The sequence below is a fragment of the Arthrobacter woluwensis genome, from assembly GCF_900105345.1.
Lineage (GTDB): Bacteria > Actinomycetota > Actinomycetes > Actinomycetales > Micrococcaceae > Arthrobacter_E > Arthrobacter_E woluwensis.
Genome location: NZ_FNSN01000003.1, coordinates 2,680,971 through 2,701,336, shown reverse-complemented (window position 1 = coordinate 2,701,336; position 20,366 = coordinate 2,680,971). Strand labels below are relative to the sequence as shown.

The following is a 20,366-nucleotide window of genomic DNA, read 5'->3' as shown; positions in this document are numbered from 1 at the left end:
CCGACGTCAGAAGCGCCGTAGAACCCCGGAAATCCGGGGTTCTACGGCGCTTCTGGGCTAGGGTGGGACTATGGCGACCCGCACCCCTTCCGCGCCTAAAGGCACCACGAAAAGCAAGACCGGCACTTCCACCACGCGTGGCGGTTCAGGCCGGGCCGCTGCTTCCAAGGCTGCGGCTGCCCGGCACCAGAATGCCGGAGCCGCCGAACAGCCGTGGATCGTCCGCGCCCTGGCGGGCGCCTACCTGGGCCTGGCGCACGCCGTCGGCGCCGGGGTGCGCCGGATCGGCCGCGATGTCAGCGGCCTGGATCCGGAGGCCCGTCGTGACGGCGCCGCCCTCTTCAACCTGCTCCTCGCGGTCTTCATCGCCACGTTCGCGTGGTGGGGACTGAGCGGCTGGCTGCCCACCGTGGTGGCCTCGGTGGTCAACGGCACCTTCGGGTGGATGACGTACCTGCTGCCGCTCATGCTCGCCGTCTGCGGCGTCCGGCTCTTCCGCCATCCGGAGGACACCCGCGGGAACAACCGGATCGGCATCGGCTTCATCATCATGACGATCGCCGGATCGGGCCTCGCCCACGTGATCGGCGGCCAGCCGAGCCCCTTCGACGGTTTCGACGGCGTGCGCCGCGCCGGCGGGATGGTCGGCTTCCTGGTGGGATCCCCGCTGGCGGCCGTCCACGCGGCCCTGCCGATCGCGCTGTATTCGTTCCTCGCCTTCACCTCGGTCCTCATCGTGACCGCCACGCCGTTCACGGCCATTCCGCGCAGGATCCGCGAAGCCTACGAGCACCTCATGGGCATGGATCTGCAGGACCCCCTCACCGCTGACGGCCATGACCGCAGCTACCTCTACGAGCATGACCGTCCCGCGAAGCCGGCCAGGAAGCGTAAGCTCTTCAGCCGGGACAAGGGCCCGGAAGACCGTGCCGTGGACGGGTACGTGGGCGATGAGGCCTTCGAGCACGCCGTGATCGACGACGACGCGGCGGGCCCGGCGTCCGGCCTGGCTCCGGCGTCCGGCGCCGCAGCCCCTGCCGCCCCGGCCGTCCCCGCCGGCGTCCGCCGGCCCACCCAGTCCGAGCTGGCCCGCGAGAAGATCAAGGAACGCCAGGCGCAGCCCGAGCCCACGAGCCAGGACGACACCGCCACCCAGGCCCTGCCCGCCGTCGCCGCCACCACGGTGTTCAACGTCGAGCCGCAGAAGCCGCCCATTCCGGCGCCGATCCCTCAGCGGACCGAGCAGCTCTCGCTCGCCGGGGACGTGACGTACACGCTGCCCAACGCCGACGCCCTGGTGGCCGGCAGCGTGCCGAAGGAGCGCACGGAGGCCAACGACGCCGTCGTCGCCGCCCTGACGGACACCTTGCAGCAGTTCAATGTGGACGCCTCCGTGACCGGCTTCAGCCGTGGCCCGACCGTCACCCGGTACGAGATCGAGCTGGCGCCCGGCACCAAGGTGGAACGGGTCACCGCGCTGTCCAAGAACATCTCCTACGCCGTGGCGAGCTCGGATGTCCGCATCCTGAGCCCGATCCCCGGCAAGAGCGCCATCGGCATCGAGATCCCGAACACGGACCGCGAGACCGTGTCCCTGGGCGACGTCCTGCGCAGCCAGAACGCCCGCCGGACCGACCACCCCATGGTCATGGGCGTCGGCAAGGACGTCGAAGGCGGCTTCGTGGTCGCCAACCTGGCGAAGATGCCGCACATGCTCGTGGCCGGCGCCACGGGCGCCGGTAAGTCGTCCTTCGTGAACTCCATGATCACGTCCATCCTCATGCGCGCGACGCCGGACGAGGTGCGCATGGTCATGGTCGACCCGAAGCGTGTGGAACTCACCGCGTACGAGGGCGTGCCGCACCTCATCACGCCGATCATCACCAACCCGAAAAAGGCCGCCGAGGCCCTCCAGTGGGTGGTGCGGGAGATGGACGCCCGGTACGACGACCTGGCGAACTACGGCTACAAGCATATCGACGACTTCAACAAGGCCGTGCGCGCCGGCAAGGTGGTCCCGCCGCCGGATTCGAAGCGCATCATCAAGCCGTACCCGTACCTCCTGGTGATCGTGGACGAGCTCGCCGACCTCATGATGGTCGCGCCGCGCGACGTCGAGGACTCGATCGTCCGCATCACGCAGCTGGCCCGTGCGGCCGGCATCCACCTCGTGCTCGCGACCCAGCGTCCGTCCGTGGACGTGGTGACCGGTCTGATCAAGGCCAACGTCCCGTCCCGTATGGCGTTCGCGACATCGTCCGTCACCGACTCCCGCGTGGTTCTGGACCAGCCGGGCGCCGAGAAGCTCATCGGCCAGGGTGACGCGTTGTTCCTGCCGATGGGCGCATCCAAGCCCATGCGTGTCCAGGGTGCGTGGGTCAGTGAGTCCGAGATCCACAAGGTGGTCGAGCACGTCAAGGGCCAGCTCCAGGTCACTTACCGCGACGACGTCGCGGCCGAGGCGCCCAAGAAGCAGATCGACGACGACATCGGAGACGATCTGGATCTCCTGCTGCAGGCCACCGAACTCGTGGTCACCACGCAGTTCGGGTCGACGTCGATGCTGCAGCGCAAGCTCCGCGTGGGCTTCGCCAAGGCGGGCCGGCTGATGGACCTCATGGAGTCGCGTGGCGTCGTCGGGCCGTCCGAGGGGTCGAAGGCCCGCGACGTCCTGGTCAAGCCGGACGATCTGGGCGCCGTCCTTGCCACGATCCGGGGCGACGACGTCCCGGCCGCCCCGGACAGCACGACCGAGGCCCTCGCGGACAATGCCAACGCCAACCACCAGATGGGTGACTACGGCGTGGACCTGGTCCAGCAGGATCTCGATGCGCGCACGCAGGCGAGTGACTACGGCGACGACGATGATGACGAGGGTGAAGACGCGTGGCAGCTGACCGGACGGTAGCCTGAGTACGTGAGCGGAACCCCGACGTCGCAGGTCTGGAACCTGCCCAACATCCTGACCATGCTGCGGATCGCGCTGGTCCCGTTTTTCGCCTGGTTCCTGCTCGCGGACGCGGGCGAGCACGGCCTGTGGCGCTGGGCCGCCCTGGCGGTGTTCGCCGTCGCGATGTATACGGACAAGCTGGATGGCGACATCGCCCGTGCCCGTGGGCTGATCACGGATTTCGGCAAGATCGCCGATCCCATCGCGGACAAGCTCCTGACCGGCGCGGCCTTCGTGATCCTCTCCGTCCTCGGCGAGATCCCGTGGTGGGCCACGCTGATCATCCTGGTGCGCGAGTGGGGGATCACCCTGCTGCGCCTGGTGGTCATCCGGTACGGGGTCATCCCCGCCTCCAGCGGTGGCAAAATCAAGACCGTGCTCCAGACCGTGGTGCTGTTCCTGTACCTCCTGCCGTTCACGGCGCAGTGGACGTGGCTGGGAGTGGCGGCGTTCGTGCTGCTGCTCGCCACCGTGGCGGTGACCCTGGTGACAGGCCTGCAGTACGTGTTCCTGTCGGCGCGGCTCATCCGGGGAGGGTCCCGTGCCTGACACCTTCCCCACGACGGTCCGGGAGACCGTCGAGCTCGCCATCTCGCGCGGCATCACGGTCGCCACGGCCGAATCGCTGACCGCTGGCCTCGTCGCGGCCCGGCTGGCCGATGTGCCGGGCGCCTCGGCGACGCTGTGTGGGGGAGTCGTGTCGTACCACAACGAGGTCAAGCAACAGGTCCTGGGCGTGAGCGGCGCACTGCTCGCCGAGCGGGGGTCGGTGGACGCCGACGTGGCGCGGGAGATGGCCGCCGGGGCGCGGCGTGCCTGCGGAGCGGACGTGGCTGTCAGCACCACGGGCGTCGCCGGTCCCGAGGCCCATGACGGCAAGCCTGTGGGCACCGTGTTCATCGGGATCGCGGATGCGCAGGGGGCGAGGGCGTTCGCCCACCATTTCGTCGGAGGGCGCGAGCAGATCCGTGAAGCGGCGTTACGGGGAGCGATCGGCCATTTGCTGGACGCACTCCGTGAGTTCCCTGGGAAAGAGCCTCCGGGGAACAAAAGCTGAGAGCCGGGAGTTACTTTAGTGTCGCCATCACAAGGGTGATGGTCATAGGATGAAATTCAGGCCCCGGCCTGAACGAAGGAGCAAGCGATACACATGGTCAAGCAGCCTGTATCCGTGAACGGCGTGGTCCGCTGGAAGGATGTGGGCCTACTCGATCCGGCACAGCACGAAGCGAAGGAGCGCAAGATGGTGATCCTACGTCACGAGATCGGTGACGTCCTCCGCGATGTCCGTCAGCGCCAGGGACGCACACTGCGGGAAGTCTCCCACAGCGCGCGGGTTTCGCTCGGGTATCTGAGTGAGGTCGAGCGTGGCCAGAAGGAAGCCTCTTCTGAGCTGCTCTCCTCGATCTGCTCGGCATTGGACGTTCCGCTGTCCAGCATGCTCCGTGAGGTCAGTGATCGTGTGGCCGTGGCCGAGGGCGTCGCCGTCCCGGATACCGTCCCGCAGGACTTCACCCAGCGCTACGGCCGTGGCCTGGGGGACGAGCTGGAGCTCGTCGGGAGCCGCTGAGAGCGGCAGAAGTGAGAAGGAAGGGCCCCGGCATCTCGAGTGCCGGGGCCCTTCCCTGTTCGCTGACCGGCTGTGCTTCTACAGGCCGTCCCGTTCGTAGATGGTGTTGAGCCGCTCGAGGTTCTCGGCCAGCGCGTCCAGGGCGGGCGTGTCCCATTCGCCCAGGCGCTGCCGGAAGATCTCCCGCCGGGCGTCCTGCACACGTGCCATGGTGTCCTCGCCGTGCTCGGTGAGGTGCAGCAATTGGGCGCGGCCGTCCAGGGGGTCGGCGTCCTTGGACACCAGTCCCAGCTGCATCAGGAAGGTGATCTGGCGGCTCACCGTGGGTTTGCCGACCCCGATCAGACCGGCGAGTTCCGTCAGCCGGATGGGTCCCTGCCGGCGGAGGATCGACAGCAGGCCATAGGCCGAAGGGTCCATGTCGGGATGGACCTGCCGCGACAGGCGCAGGGAGACGGCCCGGCCCCGTCGCCAGAGCAGGCTGAGCTGATGCTCGACGGCGTGGATCGCCTCGTCCAGGCGTGCGCCTTCCGGGGTGTCCGACGCGGGCGTCTCCACCGCCCTGGGCTCGTCGCCGGGGGTGGGGCTGTCGGCGCTGCCGTCGCGCTCGGCTGGAATCATGCGTCCATTCTAGTTTGGTCAGGGGCGCCGTCCCTTGCGATGTGGCACTGTGACCACGGTGGTGACCGGGGCATGAGAAGCTGGACCGATGCGACGTTCCCAGTTCTGGCAGTTGATGGACGACGAGTTCGGCCCCGCCTACGCACGCCATCTGGCCACGAACCTCGCGCTGCGAGAGCTGGGCAGCCGGACTCCGGATCAGGCGCTCAGGGACGGACTCGACCTGAGGTCCATCTGGCTCGCGGTGTGTGAAGCCCAGGATGTTCCGGAGAGCCGGAGGCTCGGTAAGGACCCGAAGGCCGCCAAGAAGGCCTGAATCGCAGGGATCTCTCCCGTAAGTTCCTTCAACACGCCGAGAAATCATTCGAATAGTTGTTCGAATGGGGCTAGGCTGATATCCAGAGAAAAGACGGGCGAGTTGTCCACATGAGCCAAGGTCGCGGGAAATAATGTCAGTCCCGCTCCCTAGGCTCGTCAGTGAAGGTTCTCATCCGGGAACCGACGATTCGCGTCATCAACTTCGCCGGGCCGCACGGGTCCGCGAAACAACCTAGGGGTAGGGGTACGTCATGGCGGCAGCAACACCGGACCGCGCCAAAGCTCTTGAAGCGGCACTGGCCCAGATCGACAAGCAATTCGGCAAGGGATCCATCATGCGGCTCGGGGATGACACCCGTGCCCCCATCGAAGTGATCCCCACCGGCTCCATCGCCATGGACGTGGCTCTGGGCATCGGCGGTCTGCCGCGCGGACGCGTGGTGGAGATCTACGGTCCGGAATCCTCCGGTAAGACCACGGTCGCCCTGCACGCCGTCGCCAATGCGCAGCGCAATGGCGGTCTCGCGGCCTTCATCGACGCCGAGCACGCCCTCGATCCGGAGTACGCGGCCAAGCTGGGCGTGGACACGGACGCCCTGCTGGTCTCCCAGCCGGACACCGGTGAGCAGGCCTTGGAGATCATGGACATGCTGGTCTCCTCCGGCGCGCTGGACATCATCGTCATCGACTCCGTGGCCGCCCTGGTGCCGCGTGCGGAGATCGAGGGCGAGATGGGTGACAGCCATGTGGGTCTGCAGGCCCGTCTGATGAGCCAGGCCCTCCGTAAGATCACCGGTCGACTGAACCAGACCAAGACCACCGCCATCTTCATCAACCAGCTCCGCGAGAAGATCGGTGTCTTCTTCGGGTCTCCCGAGACGACCACCGGTGGTAAGGCCCTGAAGTTCTACGCCTCGGTGCGTATGGACGTGCGCCGTATCCAGACCCTCAAGGAGGGTGCTGATTCGGTGGGCAACCGGACGAAGGTCAAGATCGTCAAGAACAAGATGGCTCCGCCCTTCAAGACCGCCGAGTTCGACATCATCTATGGTCAGGGCATCTCCCGCGAGGGCGGCATCATCGACATGGGTGTGGAGCACGGCATCATCAAGAAGTCCGGCTCCTGGTACACCTATGACGGTGACCAGCTCGGCCAGGGCATGGAGAACTCCCGCCGGTTCCTCCGGGACAACCCGGATCTCGCCGACGAGCTCGAGCGTCTCATCAAGGAGAAGCTCGGCGTGGGCCAGGTCGCTCAGGAAGAGGAAGAGAACCCGAAGCTGAAGGCCGTCGACGGGTACTGAGGTGGCACGTTCGGAACAGCCCTCCGCCGACAACACGAGCGCTGAACCCTGGAGCCCCGGCATGACCGTGCCGGGGCTCCGGCCCGCTTCGGCCCTGTCCAAGCCCACCGGGCCACCCAAGGAGTTGCCGTGGGGCGCGGGGCATGATCCCGAGGGCGGCTCGGAGACCGCCCCTGCGCGAAGGCGTAAGCGGCCCGAGTCCACGGGCGCCGTTCCGCCGGAACCCGAACAGGATCGCGACGCCGATCCGGAAGCAGTGGCCCGCACCATCATCCTGAGGCAACTGAGCGCCGGGCCTCGGACACGGCACCAGCTCGCCACCAAGCTCAAGGACCGCGAGATTCCCGAAACGGCCGCCCGCGCCGTGCTCGACCGGTTCGAGGAGCTCCGGCTCATCAACGACGCCGAGTTCGCCGAGCTCTGGGTCCGCAGCCGGGCGGAGCATCGTCACCTGGGATCATCGACCTTGCGCCGCGAGCTCCGGGAGAAAGGCGTGGCAGATCACCTCATCGAAACGGCCCTGGAGCAGCTGACCGCCGCCGATGAACGCGAGGCGGCACGCTATCTGGTGGCCAAGAAGCTCGCGCGGGTGGACCGTGCGTCCCTGGACCGCGCCGAGAAGGACAAGCACACCCGCCGCCTCGTGGCCATGCTGGTGCGTAAGGGGCATTCCCCGGGCGTGGCCTTCGGCATCGTCGCGGAGGAACTGAACCGCGAGGACGATTCCTGGGAGTGAGCCCCGGGCCCTGAACGGGAGCCCATGAGGAGTCGCCCGCTCCGGTCCCGGTACCCTTGAAAGGTGAGCGTGAGCATTCCTTCTTCGACGTCCGCCGGCACTCCGGCCTCCGTTCCTGCCGCCGTCGGACACGACGTGCCGGAGAACTCGGCCCCGCGGACCTATCAGGTCCGGACCTTCGGCTGCCAGATGAACGTCCACGACTCGGAGCGCATGTCGGGCCTGCTCGAAGACGCCGGGCTGGTGCCCGCCACCGAGGAGCTGGCCGACGTCATCGTGTTCAACACCTGTGCCGTCCGCGAGAACGCCGACAACAAGCTCTACGGGCACCTGGGTCAGCTGCGCCCCGTCAAGGAGAAGAACCCCGGGATGCAGATCGCCGTCGGCGGCTGCCTGGCCCAGAAGGACCGCGAGACGATCCTTCAGAAGGCGCCGTGGGTGGACGCCGTCTTCGGAACCCACAATGTGGGCGCCCTTCCGGCGCTGCTCGAACGCGCCCGGCACAATGCCACAGCCGAACTGGAGATCCTCGAATCCCTCGAGGTCTTCCCCTCCACACTGCCGACCAAGCGTGATTCCGTCTACTCGGGCTGGGTCTCCATCAGTGTCGGCTGCAACAACACCTGCACCTTCTGCATCGTGCCCTCGCTCCGCGGCAAGGAGCGGGACCGCCGGCCGGGGGAGATCCTCGCGGAGATCCAGGCCCTCGTGGACGACGGCGCCATCGAAGTGACCTTGCTCGGCCAGAACGTGAACTCCTACGGTGTCGAATTCGGCGACCGCCAGGCCTTCAGCAAGCTCCTGCGGGCCTGCGGCGACATCGAAGGACTTGAACGCGTCCGGTTCACGAGCCCGCATCCTGCGGCATTCACGGACGACGTGATCGCCGCGATGGCCGAGACCCCCAATGTGATGCCGCAGCTGCACATGCCACTGCAGTCCGGTTCGGACAAGGTGCTCAAGGACATGCGCCGTTCGTACCGCTCAACCCGTTTCCTCGGCATCCTCGACAAGGTGCGGGAACGGATTCCGGACGCGGCCATCTCGACCGACATCATCGTGGGTTTCCCGGGCGAGACGGAGGAGGACTTCCAGGCCACCCTCGACGTCGTGGAGAAGTCCCGCTTCGCCACGGCCTTCACCTTCCAGTACTCCAAGCGTCCCGGCACGCCCGCCGCGGAACTCGAGGGCCAGCTCCCGAAGGCCGTGGTCCAGGAACGCTACGAGCGGCTGATCGCCCTCCAGGACCGGATCGCCGCCGAGGAGAACGCGAAGCAGGTGGGCCGCGAAGTGGAGATCCTCGTCGCGGCTCAGAGCGGCCGGAAGTCTGACCAGACGCACCGCCTCAGCGGTCGTGCCAAGGACCAGCGGCTGGTGCACTTCAGTGTCCCTGCAGGTGCCGAGACGCCCCGGCCCGGCGACCTCGTCACCGTGACCATCACCGAGGCCGCCCCGTTTCACCTCATCGCCGACCCGCGGGACGCCTCGGAATACCGGCGTCGCAGGTCCCGTGCGGGGGACGCATGGGATCGCGCCCAGGCGGATTCGTGCGGGGTTCCGTCCGCGGGGACCGCCGGGACCGTCCCGGGCAAGGGCGTGCTCCTCGGCATGCCGAAGCTGCCCACCCCCGTCCGATGAGGGCGCCGGACTCCGTCGTGCTCTTCCAGGTGAGTGGCACAGGCGCATGCTTGCGCACTGATCCGGCCGTAGCCCTGGGGCCCGACGCGTGACCGTCCACGACCGCACGCCGCCGCTGATCGCCGTCGTCGGGGCCACCGGCACGGGGAAGTCCGAGCTGGGTCTCCGGCTGGCCGAGCGCCTGGGCGGGGAGATCATCAACGCGGACGCCATGCAGTTCTACCGTGGCATGGACATCGGCACGGCCAAGCTCAGCGTCGCGGAGCGCGAAGGGGTTCCGCACCACCTGCTCGACATCCTGGACGTGGTCGAGGAATCCAGCGTCAGCGACTTCCAGGCCCAGGCCCGGGCGTTGATCCACGACATCCGGGGCAGGGGAGCGGTGCCCATCCTGGTCGGAGGTTCGGGACTGTACGTCCGAGCGGCTCTCGACGTCCTGGAGTTCCCCGGCACCGATCCCGCATTGCGCGCCACGCTGGAGGCCGAGGCGGCGTCCCGTGGCCTGGCCCCGTTGCGAGAGCGTCTCCGGGCCGTCGATCCTGTCAGCGCGGACCGTCTGCAGGACGAACGCCGTGTCATTCGCGCCCTCGAGGTGCACCAGGTCACGGGGCGCCCGTTCAGTGCGTTCATGCCCACACGGGAGTACGTCCAGCCGGCCCTGCAACTAGGACTCGAAGCCGACCGCGAGGTCCTCAAAGAGCGCCTCGCCCTGAGGGTCCACCGCATGGTCGAGCAGGGCCTGCAGGACGAGGTCCGCGAGCTGGAGACCCGAGGGCTGCGTGAGGGGAAGACGGCTGGACGGGCCATCGGCTATGCGCAGTTCCTCGCGGCCCAGGACGGGACCCTCACCCTGGCGGAAGCCGTCGAGGACACGATCGTGGCGACCCGCAAGTTCGCGCGCCGCCAGCTCACCTGGTTCCGGGCGGATCCCCGGATCCACTGGCTGGACTGGACCGCCCCGGACCTTGTTGAACAGGCCCTGCACCGGGTGGAGGAGGAGTTCCCGGGTTCTGTCGCTTAGGTGAACATCTGTACGCTGGAACCATGACTGAGACGCTTCCTGCTCCCGCCGCCGTCGTCCTCGCCGGACTGAGCGGACTGGAGTTCGCCAAGGGACACGGCACGGGCAACGATTTCGTGCTGATCGCCGACCCCGACGGCCTGCGTCCTCTCACGGCGGAGCAGGTGGCCGTGCTGTGCGACCGGCACCAGGGCATCGGCGGCGACGGACTGATCCGTGCCATCCCGTCCCGTCTCCTGCCCGAAGGTCAGGAGCTGCTCGCCTCCGAGCCGGACGCCGAATGGTTCATGGACTACCGCAACAACGACGGTTCCATCGCCGAGATGTGCGGCAACGGGGTCCGCGCCTTCGTGCACTTCCTGCTCGACTCCGGGCTCGCCCGTCTCGATGACAACTCCGTCCTCAAGGTCGGCACGCGCGCCGGTGTCAAGGTCGTCACCCTGGTTCCCGAGGGCTACGCGGTGGACATGGGGCCGTGGGCCTTCATCCACCCGGAGGAGGCGGCCGAGAGGGCCGTCGATTCACTCGTCACCGCGCGCGGTCTGGACGGCGAACGCCCGGCGCTGTCGATCACGATGGGCAATCCGCACACGGTGCTGGCGCTGGCCGGGCTGGACGAGCTCGCCGCTCTTCCGCTCACCGAGATCCCGGCGGTGCACCCGGTTCCTCCGAACGGCACGAATGTCGAGTTCGTGGTGCCCGCGGAGCCGCTCGTGCAGGACGGGAAGGGCCATGTGACCATGCGGGTGCACGAGCGCGGCGTGGGGGAGACCCAGTCGTGCGGCACCGGCGCCTGTGCGGCCGCTGCGGCGATCCGGTACTGGGCGGGTGCCGGCGCACCGTCACGCTGGGATGTCCAGGTGCCCGGCGGCGTGGTCGGGGTCGAGTTCCTGCCGGCCGCCTCCGACGGCGAGCACGTGGTCCTCAGTGGTCCTGCGACGATCGTGGCACGCGGCCGCCTGGCCTGAGAACCCGGCCGCGGCTGAGCCGGGCACGCGCAGACCGCAGGCCGACGACGGCGGGCGGGGGGCGTCGTCGTCGTGCTCAGGGCGCCTGGCCGGGGCGGAGGGCGTCAGCCGTCGCGGACGACCCGCAGCACGCGGAACGACTTCGCGGTCGAGAAGCGTGAGACGGCGAACCCGGCGGGCAGCGTGTCCGCGAGCCATTTCTGCAACGAGTCCGAGCCGAGGTTCTTCTGGACGACCAGGTAAGCCTCGCCGCCGGGATTGAGCCGGGGAAGCCAGAGCTGCAGCAGCTCGTGGAGTTCCGCCTTGCCGATCCTGATGGGCGGATTGGACCAGATGAGGTCGAATCCGAGCTCCGGGTCGACGTCCTGAGGGAGTGAGGCGATGAGATTGGTCAGCCCTAGGGTGGCCGCATTCTCGGTGGTCAGCGCGATGCAGCGCTGATTGACGTCCACAGCGGTGACCCGGGCCTCCGGGGACTTGAGCGCCAAGGTCAGGGCGATGGGTCCCCAGCCGCAGCCGATGTCCAGGAAGGAGCCCTCGGAGGCCGGTGCGGGGACTTCGTCCAGAAGGATCCTGGTGCCCTTGTCGATGGCGTCGGGGCTGAAGATGCCCGTGGAGGTGTGCAAGGAGCGTTCCTTGCCGTCCAGAACGACGCTGAGCGGCTTGCGGATGAACTCGCCGGCCGGCTCGCTGCTGAAGTAGTGTGCGGACTCCATGCGTGCAACCTTAGTGGGCCGTGGCCAGGCGCGGGAGCTGGTAGAATGGTGCAATGCTGTCTTTCCTGTAATGAGTCCCGGACCCACGCGCCGCTTCGCTCACTGATCTGCTGTTGATGCCGATCCTGAGGTGAAGCCTGTCGTCGCGTGGCACCGGTCGACCCCGTGACCCTGACCCCAGTGGTGCGGTACTGCAGGAATTCCTTCCGGACTGATCCTTCGAAATCCCGGAAGACGTGTTTTTTCCTTTCCGCACCTCCTTTCACCACTTGCCCGTGTTGTCGGAGCCTCCGGCTAGCATGGGACCGAACGCTTTGAGGGAGACCATGACTGAACAGACTCATTCTGGTTCTGAACTGACTCCGGAGGAGATGCAGGCCGTCATCGACCGCATCCTCGCCACCGAATCCGACGCGGTGGAACCGGAAGCGGGGGCCGGCTCCGGCACCCCCCGCGGCACCGTGCTGGGCTCCAGAGCCCAGGCCCTGTCCACGCTGGACAAGGAACACAGCGAATTCGACGGCCTGCAGCAGGATCTCGCCGAGAGGCGCGCCCGGCGTCGCGTGGCGGGCCTGTCCACCGAGCTCGAGGACGTCACCGAGGTCGAGTACCGCCAGCTCCGTCTGGAGCGCGTGGTCCTGGCCGGGCTATGGACCGAAGGCACGCTCGCCGATGCGGAGAACTCCCTGCGGGAACTCGCCGCGCTGGCCGAGACCGCCGGTTCCGAGGTGCTGGACGGACTGGTCCAGAAGCGCCTCAAGCCGGACCCCGGGACGTTCCTCGGCTCCGGCAAGGCACTGGAGCTCCGTGACATCGTCATGGCGACCGGCGCCGACACCGTGGTCATCGACTCCGAGCTGGCGCCTTCTCAGCGGCGCTCCCTGGAGGACATCGTCAAAGTGAAGGTCATCGACCGCACCGCGCTCATCCTGGACATCTTCGCGCAGCATGCGAAGAGCCGGGAAGGCAAGGCGCAGGTGGAGCTGGCTCAGCTGGAATACCTGCTGCCGCGTCTGCGTGGCTGGGGCGAGTCCATGTCCCGCCAGGCCGGTGGCCAGGTGGGCAGCGCCGGCGCCGGCATGGGATCCCGTGGTCCCGGTGAGACGAAGATCGAGCTGGACCGCCGGAAGATCCGTACCCGCATGGCCAAGCTCCGCCGTGAGATCGACGCCATGAAGCCCGCCCGTGAGGCCAAGCGTGCCAACCGCAAGCGTCATGAGGTCCCCTCGGTGGCGATCGCCGGTTACACCAACGCCGGCAAGTCCTCGCTGCTGAACCGGCTCACCGACGCCGGGGTTCTGGTGGAGAACGCGCTGTTCGCCACCCTGGACCCCACGGTGCGCAGGGCGCAGACGCCGGACGGGATCACCTACACGCTGGCGGACACGGTCGGCTTCGTGCGGTCCCTGCCGACGCAGCTCGTGGAGGCGTTCCGTTCCACGCTGGAGGAGGTGGCCGATTCCGACCTCATCCTGCACGTGGTGGACGCCTCGCACCCGGATCCTGAGGGCCAGATCGCGGCGGTCCGCCAGGTGTTCACCGAAGTGGATGCGCGGAAGGTCCCCGAGATCATCGTGCTCAACAAGGTGGATGCCGCGGATCCGTTCGTGGTGGAACGCCTGAAGCAGAGGGAACCGCGCTGCCTGGAGGTGTCGGCCCGCACCGGCGCCGGCATTCCGGAGCTGCTGGCGGAGATCAGCCGTTCCATTCCGCGCCCCGATGTGCGGATGGAACTGCTCGTGCCGTACCAGCGCGGCGATCTGCTGAACAAGCTGCACGAAGGGGAGTCCGAGATCCTCAACCTCGAGCACACCGGGGAAGGCACACGGGTCACCGTCGTCGTCCGGGAATCCCTGGCAGCGGAACTGGAGCAGTTCGTCATCCATGAGTGAGACGCCCGCGGCCCCGCAGGAGCCGGAGGAGGAGTCCAGGGGGGACAGCCCCGCCATCCGGCGGGCGCTGTCCCTCCTGGACACCGCCGTCGGCAGCCTCGGCGGCCAGAACCGCCCCGGCCAGCACGAGATGGTGCGGCAGGTCGCCGCGTCTCTCGAGGAGCAACGTCATCTGCTCGTCCAGGCGGGCACGGGCACCGGTAAGTCGCTCGGGTATCTCGTGCCCGTGATCGACGACGCCGTGCGCAACGGGCACCGTGCGGTCATCTCCACCGCGACGCTCGCGCTTCAGGCCCAGATCATGGGCCGGGATCTGCCGCGCCTGCTGGAGACGGTCACGCCCGAGCTTCCCCGGCCGGTGAAGACCGCCCTCGTGAAGGGCCGCTCCAACTACCTGTGCCTGCACAAGGTGGGTGGAGGCTTCCCCGAAGAGGACGCCTCGGATGACCAGTTGTTCGGCATGGGGGCCGATGGTGCGCTGTTCAGTTCGAACAACGGGCCGAGCCTCGGCAACGGCCCGGGCACCCAGCTCGGCCGCGAGATCCTGCGGCTGCGCGAGTGGGCGCAGGAGACCGACACCGGCGACCGGGACGACCTGACCCCGGGTGTGTCCGAACGGGCGTGGCGGCAGGTGTCCGTCACGGCGCTGGAATGCCTCGGTCCCGCGAAGTGCCCGATGTCCGAGGAATGCTTCAGCGAGCGGGCCCGGGCCACCGCCGCCGAATCGGACGTCATCGTCACGAACCACGCCATGCTCGCCATCAACGCTTTTGAAGGCGTCGCCGTGCTGCCCGAATACGACGTCGTGGTCGTGGACGAGGCCCATGAATTGCAGGACCGGGTCACGAGTGCGGTCACCGGTCAGCTGTCCGAGGCGATGGTGACCGCCGCAGCCCGGGCCGCCCGTCGCCACGCTCACATTAACGTCGAAGCGCTCGACGCCGCGGCCGGAGCACTCGAGGCTGAACTGGGCCTGTTGTCCACCGGCCTGCTGCCGCGCGGTCCCGAGGAACCGCTCGGCCGGGCCATCGACGCCGTGCGGGAGGCCTGCCGCGCCGCACTCTCCGACTCCAAACCGGAGCAGGGGCAACCCGCGGACGGGGCGCTGCAGGCTGCCCGCTCGCGGCTGACGCAGCTTTTGGAAGTCAGCGAACGTCTCCTCGTGGCGGCCGAGCGGAAGGAAGTCGTCTGGCTGACGCGCAGCGGCACCTTCGAGCCCGGCGCCGGGTATCGCCCCGCCGACGACGACGCACCTGCCACCGTGACCGTGGCGCCTCTCAGCGTTGCCATGAAGCTCCGTGACGGCCTGTTCGACGGGCACACCGCGATCCTGACCTCCGCGACTCTCGCGATCGGCGCCGCGTTCGAGCAGGCCGCCGGCGACGTGGGACTGCAGGGTCCGGGCGCCCCCGACTGGGTGGGCATCGACGTCGGATCCCCGTTCGACTACCCGCGTCAGGGCATGCTGTACGTGGCACGCCATCTGCCCAAACCGGGCCGCGGCATCTCGGCCGAAGCGCTCGACGAGGTGGTGGACCTCATCAAGGCCTCCGGCGGCGGAGCCCTCGGGCTGTTCTCGTCCCGGCGGGCTGCGGAGGAGGCTGCGGACTACGTCCGTGAGCGGGTCGATGTCCCGATCCTGTGTCAGGGGGAGGCGACGATGAGCTCCCTCATCCAGGAGTTCTCCGATGACCGGGACACGTGTCTCTTCGGCACGTTGACCCTGTGGCAGGGCGTGGACGTCCCCGGTGACTCCTGCCGGCTGGTCATCATGGACCGGATCCCGTTCCCGCGGCCGGACGACCCCCTCAACACTGCGCGGTCCCGGGCGGTCGCCCAGAGTGGGGGCAACGGGTTCATGGCGATCTCGGCCAGCAGCGCCGCCATCAAGATGGCACAGGGTGCGGGCCGGCTCATCCGTTCGACGGGCGACAAGGGCGTCGTCGCGGTCCTGGACTCGCGCCTCGCCACCGAGAGGTACGGCGGGTTCATCCGCTCGACGCTGCCGCCGTTCTGGCCGACCACCGATCGGCAGGTCGTCCTCGCAGCGCTTCAGCGGCTCTCCGGCCGCGAACAGGCCGCGACGGCGACGAGCTGAGCCGGGCGGTCACCACCACAGCACAAAGGCGTGGGCCTGAGCGGTGATCCGCTCAGGCCCTCGCCGTCTGCTGTTCGTCTTCCGGCCGCTGTTCGTCTTCCGGCGCGCTGCGGCGGCCGGTGGGGTTTCTCAGAGTGAGCGCAGCACCGAGACCACTTTGCCCATGACCGTGGCGTGATCGCCCAGAATCGGCTCGTACCGCGTGTTCTGGGGCAGCAGCCAGGTGTGGCCGTCACGCTGCCGGAAAGTCTTCACCGTCGCTTCGTCGTCGAGGAGGGCGGCGACGATGTCCCCGTTCTCCGCGTTGTTCTGACGCCGGACGACCACCCAGTCTCCGTCGCAGATGGCCGCGTCGATCATGGAATCACCCGCGACCTGAAGCATGAAGAGCTCGCCATGTCCCACGAGCTGGCGGGGGAGCGGCATGACGTCCTCCACCTGCTGATCCGCCAGGATCGGTCCACCGGCTGCGATCCGTCCGACCAGAGGCACCATGGCCGCGTCCGAGGAGGTGCTGAGCTCCGCCACGATGGACCGTGGCTCGGGTAGCGAGGCCACACGCGGTGCTTCGCGGGTGTCCAGGGTCAAGGGGATGAGGATCTCCATCGCCCGGGGGCGCTTCGGATCCCGGCGGATGTAACCGAGACGCTCGAGCTGGCTCAGCTGGTGGGTGACGCTGGACAGGCTGGCGAGCCCGACAGTGTCACCGATCTCCCGCATCGACGGCGGATATCCCTTCGCCTCGACCGAGCGCTGGATGGTCTCCAGGATCTTTTTCTGACGGGGAGAGAGGCCGCGATTGCCCGGCGCTCTGCCCGGGCCGGCTTCGTTCGATGAACTCCTGGCCATCTGTCACTCCCTGGATCTCGTGTGGGGGATCCCCGTCCTCCGGGAGGGCGGGTGCTGCCTGTCGCTTCGCGAGCCTGATTCCGGACCCGCGAAATTTTTGTCAGTGCCCCCTGGTGTGCTGGTCGCCAAAGGAACTCTTCTTGCGTCCAACGCTAGGCCAGGAGGATGCCCGAATCAAACATTTGTTCTAGCGAGTCTTGACAGTGTTCGTAGCTATGTCCTAAAAATAGTAGTAACGAGGTTCGAATACATGTTCGAACCGAGCTGGATGTACGGCGTATTGCCATCGAACGTAGATGCCAAGCGGCGTGATGGAAGCGAGGAATCGAAATGTCAGCACAGGCTGTTGCGATCACCCGAACGCAGGCTGCTCCGCGGATGCGGTTGACCCGCCGTGGGCGGTTCGTCTTCTTCGGCCTCCCGGCCGCGCTCCTGCTCGCCGCGATCATCACGTTCGCGCTGGGCACCTTGCTCACCCCGGCCATCGCGAGCGACACCCATACGGTCGGCTCGTCCCAGACGGTCGTCGTTCAGCCCGGTGACACGGTCTGGGACATCGCTCAGCGGGTCGCGCCGGGCCGGGACACCCGTGAGGTCGTCGGCGAGATCGCTCGGTTGAATGACCTGAAGGCTTCGGAGATCGTCGCCGGTCAGGACCTCTTCGTCCCCGCGGCACGCTGATCCACAGCAGCGCCGACCCAAGGCGGTGCCCTTGAACTCCGGCGCTGATCCAAAGCGGCGTGTTGCTCCCGTCCATCAGTGGCCCCGCTCCCGTCGTTCGCTTCGTGCGATCAATCAGCTCTCGCTCCGCGACCGTCCGGGCTTGGTGCTTGTTCGGTGAGCGAGCAACAATTCAGGGCGGGGGACTTGGGCAAACTAGACTGTACGGGTGAGCGAACAAATGCAGCGCTTGGCGAAGCTTCCCCTGCGAGACAATCTCCGGGGGATCAGCCCGTACGGCGCCCCCCAGATCGACGTCCCCGTGCTCCTGAACGTCAATGAGAACACTCATGGCGTTCCCGCTCCGGTGGTCGAGGCCATCACGGAAGCCGTCACTCATGCCGCCACCACGCTCAACCGCTACCCGGACCGCGAATTCACGGAGCTGCGCACGGCTCTGGCGGACTACCTGGGCCACGGCCTGACCGCGGAGAACATCTGGGCCGCCAACGGCTCCAATGAAGTGCTCCAGCAGATCCTCCAAGCGTTCGGCGGCCCTGGCCGCACGGCGCTGGGATTCCCTCCGACGTACTCCATGTACCCCTTGCTGGCCAGCGGAACCGACACCGAGTATGTGAAGGGCGTCCGCGACGCCGACTTCGAACTGTCCGCCGCATCGGCCGCCCGTCAGGTGCGCGAGCTCGGCCCGAGCGTCGTGTTCCTGTGCTCCCCGAACAACCCGACCGGCACCAAGCTCGGCCTCGATGTGGTAGAAGCCGTGTACGAGGCGGGCGAGGCCAGTCAGACCATCGTGATCGTCGATGAGGCGTACCACGAGTTCGCCCACGAAGGGACGCCGAGCGCTCTCACGCTGCTGCCGGGCCGCGAGCGGCTCATCGTCAGCCGCACCATGAGCAAGGCCTTCGCCCTGGCGGGCGCCCGCCTGGGTTACCTGGCCGCAGCGCCGGAGATCACCGACGCCCTCCGCCTCGTCCGTCTGCCGTATCACCTCTCGGCGATCACCCAGGCCACCGCTCTGGCCGCACTGTCCCACCGGGAACTGCTCATGGCGGACGTGGAAGACATCAAGGTCCAGCGCGACCGGATCGTCACGGAACTCCAGGAGATGGGGCTCAAGCCCGCGTCCTCGGACTCGAACTACGTCTTCTTCGGCGGCATGGAGGATCCCGCCGCCATCTGGCAGGGCCTCCTGGACGCCGGAGTCCTCATCCGCGACGTCGGCATTCCGGGGCATCTCCGGGTCACCGCCGGCACGGAGGCCGAGACCACGGCCTTCCTCACCCGGCTCCGGGAACTGCTCGGGCACTGAGCCCGGCGGCCGGGCCCCAGGCCGGCTCCGGCCGGAAGGACCCGGCGGACATTCCGTACGCACCGCCGACCATCGACATCCACTTAGCACGTCACCAGAAGGAGTCTCCCGCATGAGCGCAGCGAGCACGCCCCGCACCGCCAGCATGGAACGCAGCACGAGCGAGTCGAGCGTATTCGTCAGCATCGACCTGGACGGGACCGGTGTGGCTGAGATCAGCACCACCGTGCCGTTCTACGACCACATGCTCAATGCGCTGTGCAAGCATTCGCTCATCGACCTGACGGTCCGCGCCACCGGTGACACGCATATCGACGCCCACCACACCGTCGAGGATGTGGCCATCACGTTCGGTGAGGTGCTCAAGAAGGCGCTCGGCGACAAGGCCGGCATCCGCCGCTTCGGCGACGCGACGGTGCCGCTCGATGAGGCGTTGGCCCGCGCCGTCGTCGACGTTTCCGGTCGTCCGTACCTCGTCCACGAAGGTGAGCCGGCCGGTCAGGAGTACCACCTCATCGGAGGGCACTTCACCGGTTCGCTGACCCGGCACGTCTTCGAGGCCATCACGCTGCACGCCGGGATCTGCCTCCACATGGACGTGCTGCGCGGCCGCGATCCGCACCACATCGTCGAGGCGCAGTTCAAGGCCTTCGCCCGTGCACTGCGCGCGGCGATCGAACCGGATCCCCGGGTCGAGGGCATCCCGTCCACGAAGGGAGCACTGTGAGCGAGCAGGAGAACAACACGACGGGTCCCGCCCAGTCCCTCGAGGACGGGGCGGTCCGTGACGCCCACACCGGACGGAAGCCGGAGAGCCCGGAGGGCAAGCCGACGGTCACCGTGCTGGACTACGGTTCCGGCAATGTGCGGTCCGCCGTGCGCGCCCTCGAAGCCGCCGGCGCCCAGGTGACCCTGAGCGCACGCCCCGAGGACGTCCTCAATGCCGACGGCCTGGTCGTTCCCGGCGTCGGCGCGTTCGCGACGGTCATGAAGGAACTCAAGGACGTCGACGCGATCCGCCTGATAGGCCGCCGCGTGGCCGGCGGACGTCCGGTGCTGGCCATCTGCGTGGGCCTTCAGGTCCTCTTCGAAAAGGGCGTGGAGCACGGCGTGGAAGCCGAAGGCATGGGCGAATGGCCCGGCACGGTGGAACTGCTGCCGGCCTCCGTGGTGCCCCACATGGGCTGGAACACCGTCAAAGCCCCCGAAGGAAGCCTCCTGTTCGAGGGCGTGGAGGACGAGCGGTTCTACTTCGTGCACTCGTACGGCGTGCAGACCTGGGACTTCGACGTCACGCAGCCGCACATGGCCCCGCCGAAGGTCACCTGGTCCGAGCATGGCGCCCCGTTCATCGCGGCGGTGGAGAACGGCCCGCTGAGCGCCACTCAGTTCCACCCGGAGAAGTCCGGGGAGGCCGGGGCGCGGCTGCTCCGCAACTGGGTCGGTTCACTCCGCAAGGGACGTGCAGCGTCCACGACGGAGCCCTCCACGACCCCGGAGACGGGCGCTGATTCCTGATGTGGTCCATTCTGCTCATGGGCCTCGGCGGTCTGCTGATCGGTGGGGGTATCTCCTTCATCCAGCAGAAGAAGCCGCGCTGGCTCAGCATCGCGTTCTTCGTTTTGGCGGCCATGGCTTTGGCCGCCGCCTACCTGTTCACCCTTGACTCGAAATAGGCGCTCCGCGCGCCACCCG

Annotated in this window: 19 protein-coding genes and 1 pseudogene; 17 read left to right on the top strand and 3 right to left on the bottom strand. The window is 67.9% G+C overall.

The genetic code is table 11. From position 1 onward, the window contains the following. Positions 1-70 precede the first annotated feature (70 nt). The 4 genes from BLV63_RS12945 (at position 71) to BLV63_RS12930 (ending at position 4,520) form a co-directional block, all read left to right on the top strand. A complete protein-coding gene (locus tag BLV63_RS12945) occupies positions 71-2,908 on the top strand; it encodes an FtsK/SpoIIIE family DNA translocase (protein WP_066215321.1) in 2,838 nt (945 codons plus the stop codon). A gap of 9 nt (positions 2,909-2,917) precedes the next feature. Then, positions 2,918-3,499 (top strand): CDP-diacylglycerol--glycerol-3-phosphate 3-phosphatidyltransferase, encoded by a 582-nt coding sequence (pgsA, locus tag BLV63_RS12940; RefSeq protein WP_066215323.1) that lies wholly within the window; start codon positions 2,918-2,920, stop codon positions 3,497-3,499. Continuing rightward, positions 3,492-4,007 (top strand): CinA family protein, encoded by a 516-nt coding sequence (locus tag BLV63_RS12935; RefSeq protein ID WP_066215325.1) that lies wholly within the window; start codon positions 3,492-3,494, stop codon positions 4,005-4,007. Before pgsA ends, BLV63_RS12935 begins: the two co-directional genes overlap by 8 nt. A gap of 93 nt (positions 4,008-4,100) precedes the next feature. Continuing rightward, a complete protein-coding gene (locus tag BLV63_RS12930) occupies positions 4,101-4,520 on the top strand; it encodes a helix-turn-helix domain-containing protein (RefSeq protein WP_066215327.1) in 420 nt (139 codons plus the stop codon). Positions 4,521-4,598: 78 nt separating this feature from the next. On the opposite strand, the gene BLV63_RS12925 is transcribed toward BLV63_RS12930, so the two are convergent. After that, positions 4,599-5,141, bottom strand: coding sequence for a MarR family winged helix-turn-helix transcriptional regulator (locus BLV63_RS12925; RefSeq protein ID WP_082724217.1), 543 nt, complete (start codon positions 5,139-5,141; stop codon positions 4,599-4,601). A gap of 88 nt (positions 5,142-5,229) precedes the next feature. Between BLV63_RS12925 and BLV63_RS12920 the strand changes: the two genes are divergently transcribed. The 6 genes from BLV63_RS12920 (at position 5,230) to dapF (ending at position 11,126) form a co-directional block, all read left to right on the top strand. After that, positions 5,230-5,457, top strand: a complete 228-nt coding sequence (locus BLV63_RS12920) for a DUF3046 domain-containing protein (protein ID WP_066215329.1) — start codon at positions 5,230-5,232, stop codon at positions 5,455-5,457. Between the two features lie 253 nt (positions 5,458-5,710). Continuing rightward, positions 5,711-6,763 (top strand): recombinase RecA, encoded by a 1,053-nt coding sequence (recA, locus tag BLV63_RS12915; RefSeq protein ID WP_066215330.1) that lies wholly within the window; start codon positions 5,711-5,713, stop codon positions 6,761-6,763. A 1-nt stretch (position 6,764) separates the two neighbouring features. Further along, positions 6,765-7,499: a regulatory protein RecX gene (locus BLV63_RS12910; protein ID WP_254780557.1), complete on the top strand. Its 735-nt coding sequence runs from the start codon at positions 6,765-6,767 to the stop codon at positions 7,497-7,499. Positions 7,500-7,562: 63 nt separating this feature from the next. After that, positions 7,563-9,137 (top strand): tRNA (N6-isopentenyl adenosine(37)-C2)-methylthiotransferase MiaB, encoded by a 1,575-nt coding sequence (gene miaB, locus BLV63_RS12905; RefSeq protein WP_066215331.1) that lies wholly within the window; start codon positions 7,563-7,565, stop codon positions 9,135-9,137. A gap of 88 nt (positions 9,138-9,225) precedes the next feature. Beyond that, on the top strand, positions 9,226-10,158 hold the full coding sequence (gene miaA, locus BLV63_RS12900; protein ID WP_066215333.1) for a tRNA (adenosine(37)-N6)-dimethylallyltransferase MiaA: 933 nt from the start codon (positions 9,226-9,228) through the stop codon (positions 10,156-10,158). A gap of 23 nt (positions 10,159-10,181) precedes the next feature. Beyond that, positions 10,182-11,126 (top strand): diaminopimelate epimerase, encoded by a 945-nt coding sequence (gene dapF / locus BLV63_RS12895; protein WP_066215334.1) that lies wholly within the window; start codon positions 10,182-10,184, stop codon positions 11,124-11,126. A 104-nt stretch (positions 11,127-11,230) separates the two neighbouring features. On the opposite strand, the gene BLV63_RS12890 is transcribed toward dapF, so the two are convergent. Continuing rightward, positions 11,231-11,842 carry a class I SAM-dependent methyltransferase gene (locus BLV63_RS12890; RefSeq protein WP_066215336.1) on the bottom strand — a complete coding sequence of 204 codons (612 nt, stop codon included), beginning with the start codon at positions 11,840-11,842 and terminating at the stop codon, positions 11,231-11,233. Between the two features lie 326 nt (positions 11,843-12,168). On the opposite strand from BLV63_RS12890, the gene hflX reads away from it, so the two are divergent. Further along, a complete protein-coding gene (gene hflX / locus BLV63_RS12885) occupies positions 12,169-13,734 on the top strand; it encodes a GTPase HflX (RefSeq protein ID WP_066215338.1) in 1,566 nt (521 codons plus the stop codon). After that, complete coding sequence (locus BLV63_RS12880) at positions 13,727-15,832, top strand: ATP-dependent DNA helicase (RefSeq protein WP_066215340.1); 2,106 nt, start codon at positions 13,727-13,729, stop codon at positions 15,830-15,832. The genes hflX and BLV63_RS12880 overlap by 8 nt, the downstream gene beginning before the upstream one ends. A gap of 129 nt (positions 15,833-15,961) precedes the next feature. Here the strand turns inward: BLV63_RS12880 and lexA are convergent. Then, positions 15,962-16,624 (bottom strand): annotated as a pseudogene (gene lexA / locus BLV63_RS12875) (transcriptional repressor LexA); the annotation flags it as partial. Positions 16,625-17,011: 387 nt separating this feature from the next. Between lexA and BLV63_RS12870 the strand changes: the two are divergent. The 5 genes from BLV63_RS12870 to BLV63_RS18675 all read left to right on the top strand — a co-directional run bounded on the left by BLV63_RS12870 (position 17,012) and on the right by BLV63_RS18675 (position 20,347). Beyond that, positions 17,012-17,362: a LysM peptidoglycan-binding domain-containing protein gene (locus BLV63_RS12870; RefSeq protein WP_066215344.1), complete on the top strand. Its 351-nt coding sequence runs from the start codon at positions 17,012-17,014 to the stop codon at positions 17,360-17,362. Positions 17,363-17,570: 208 nt separating this feature from the next. Next, the gene (locus BLV63_RS12865) at positions 17,571-18,671 is read left to right on the top strand and encodes a histidinol-phosphate transaminase (RefSeq protein ID WP_066215346.1); all 1,101 of its coding nucleotides are present in this window, start codon (positions 17,571-17,573) and stop codon (positions 18,669-18,671) included. Between the two features lie 112 nt (positions 18,672-18,783). Further along, on the top strand, positions 18,784-19,398 hold the full coding sequence (gene hisB / locus BLV63_RS12860; RefSeq protein WP_066215348.1) for an imidazoleglycerol-phosphate dehydratase HisB: 615 nt from the start codon (positions 18,784-18,786) through the stop codon (positions 19,396-19,398). Continuing rightward, positions 19,395-20,189 (top strand): imidazole glycerol phosphate synthase subunit HisH, encoded by a 795-nt coding sequence (hisH, locus tag BLV63_RS12855; RefSeq protein ID WP_066215350.1) that lies wholly within the window; start codon positions 19,395-19,397, stop codon positions 20,187-20,189. Before hisB ends, hisH begins: the two co-directional genes overlap by 4 nt. Continuing rightward, on the top strand, positions 20,189-20,347 hold the full coding sequence (locus tag BLV63_RS18675; protein WP_169795526.1) for a CG2302 family histidine operon protein: 159 nt from the start codon (positions 20,189-20,191) through the stop codon (positions 20,345-20,347). Before hisH ends, BLV63_RS18675 begins: the two co-directional genes overlap by 1 nt. Positions 20,348-20,366: the final 19 nt, after the last annotated feature.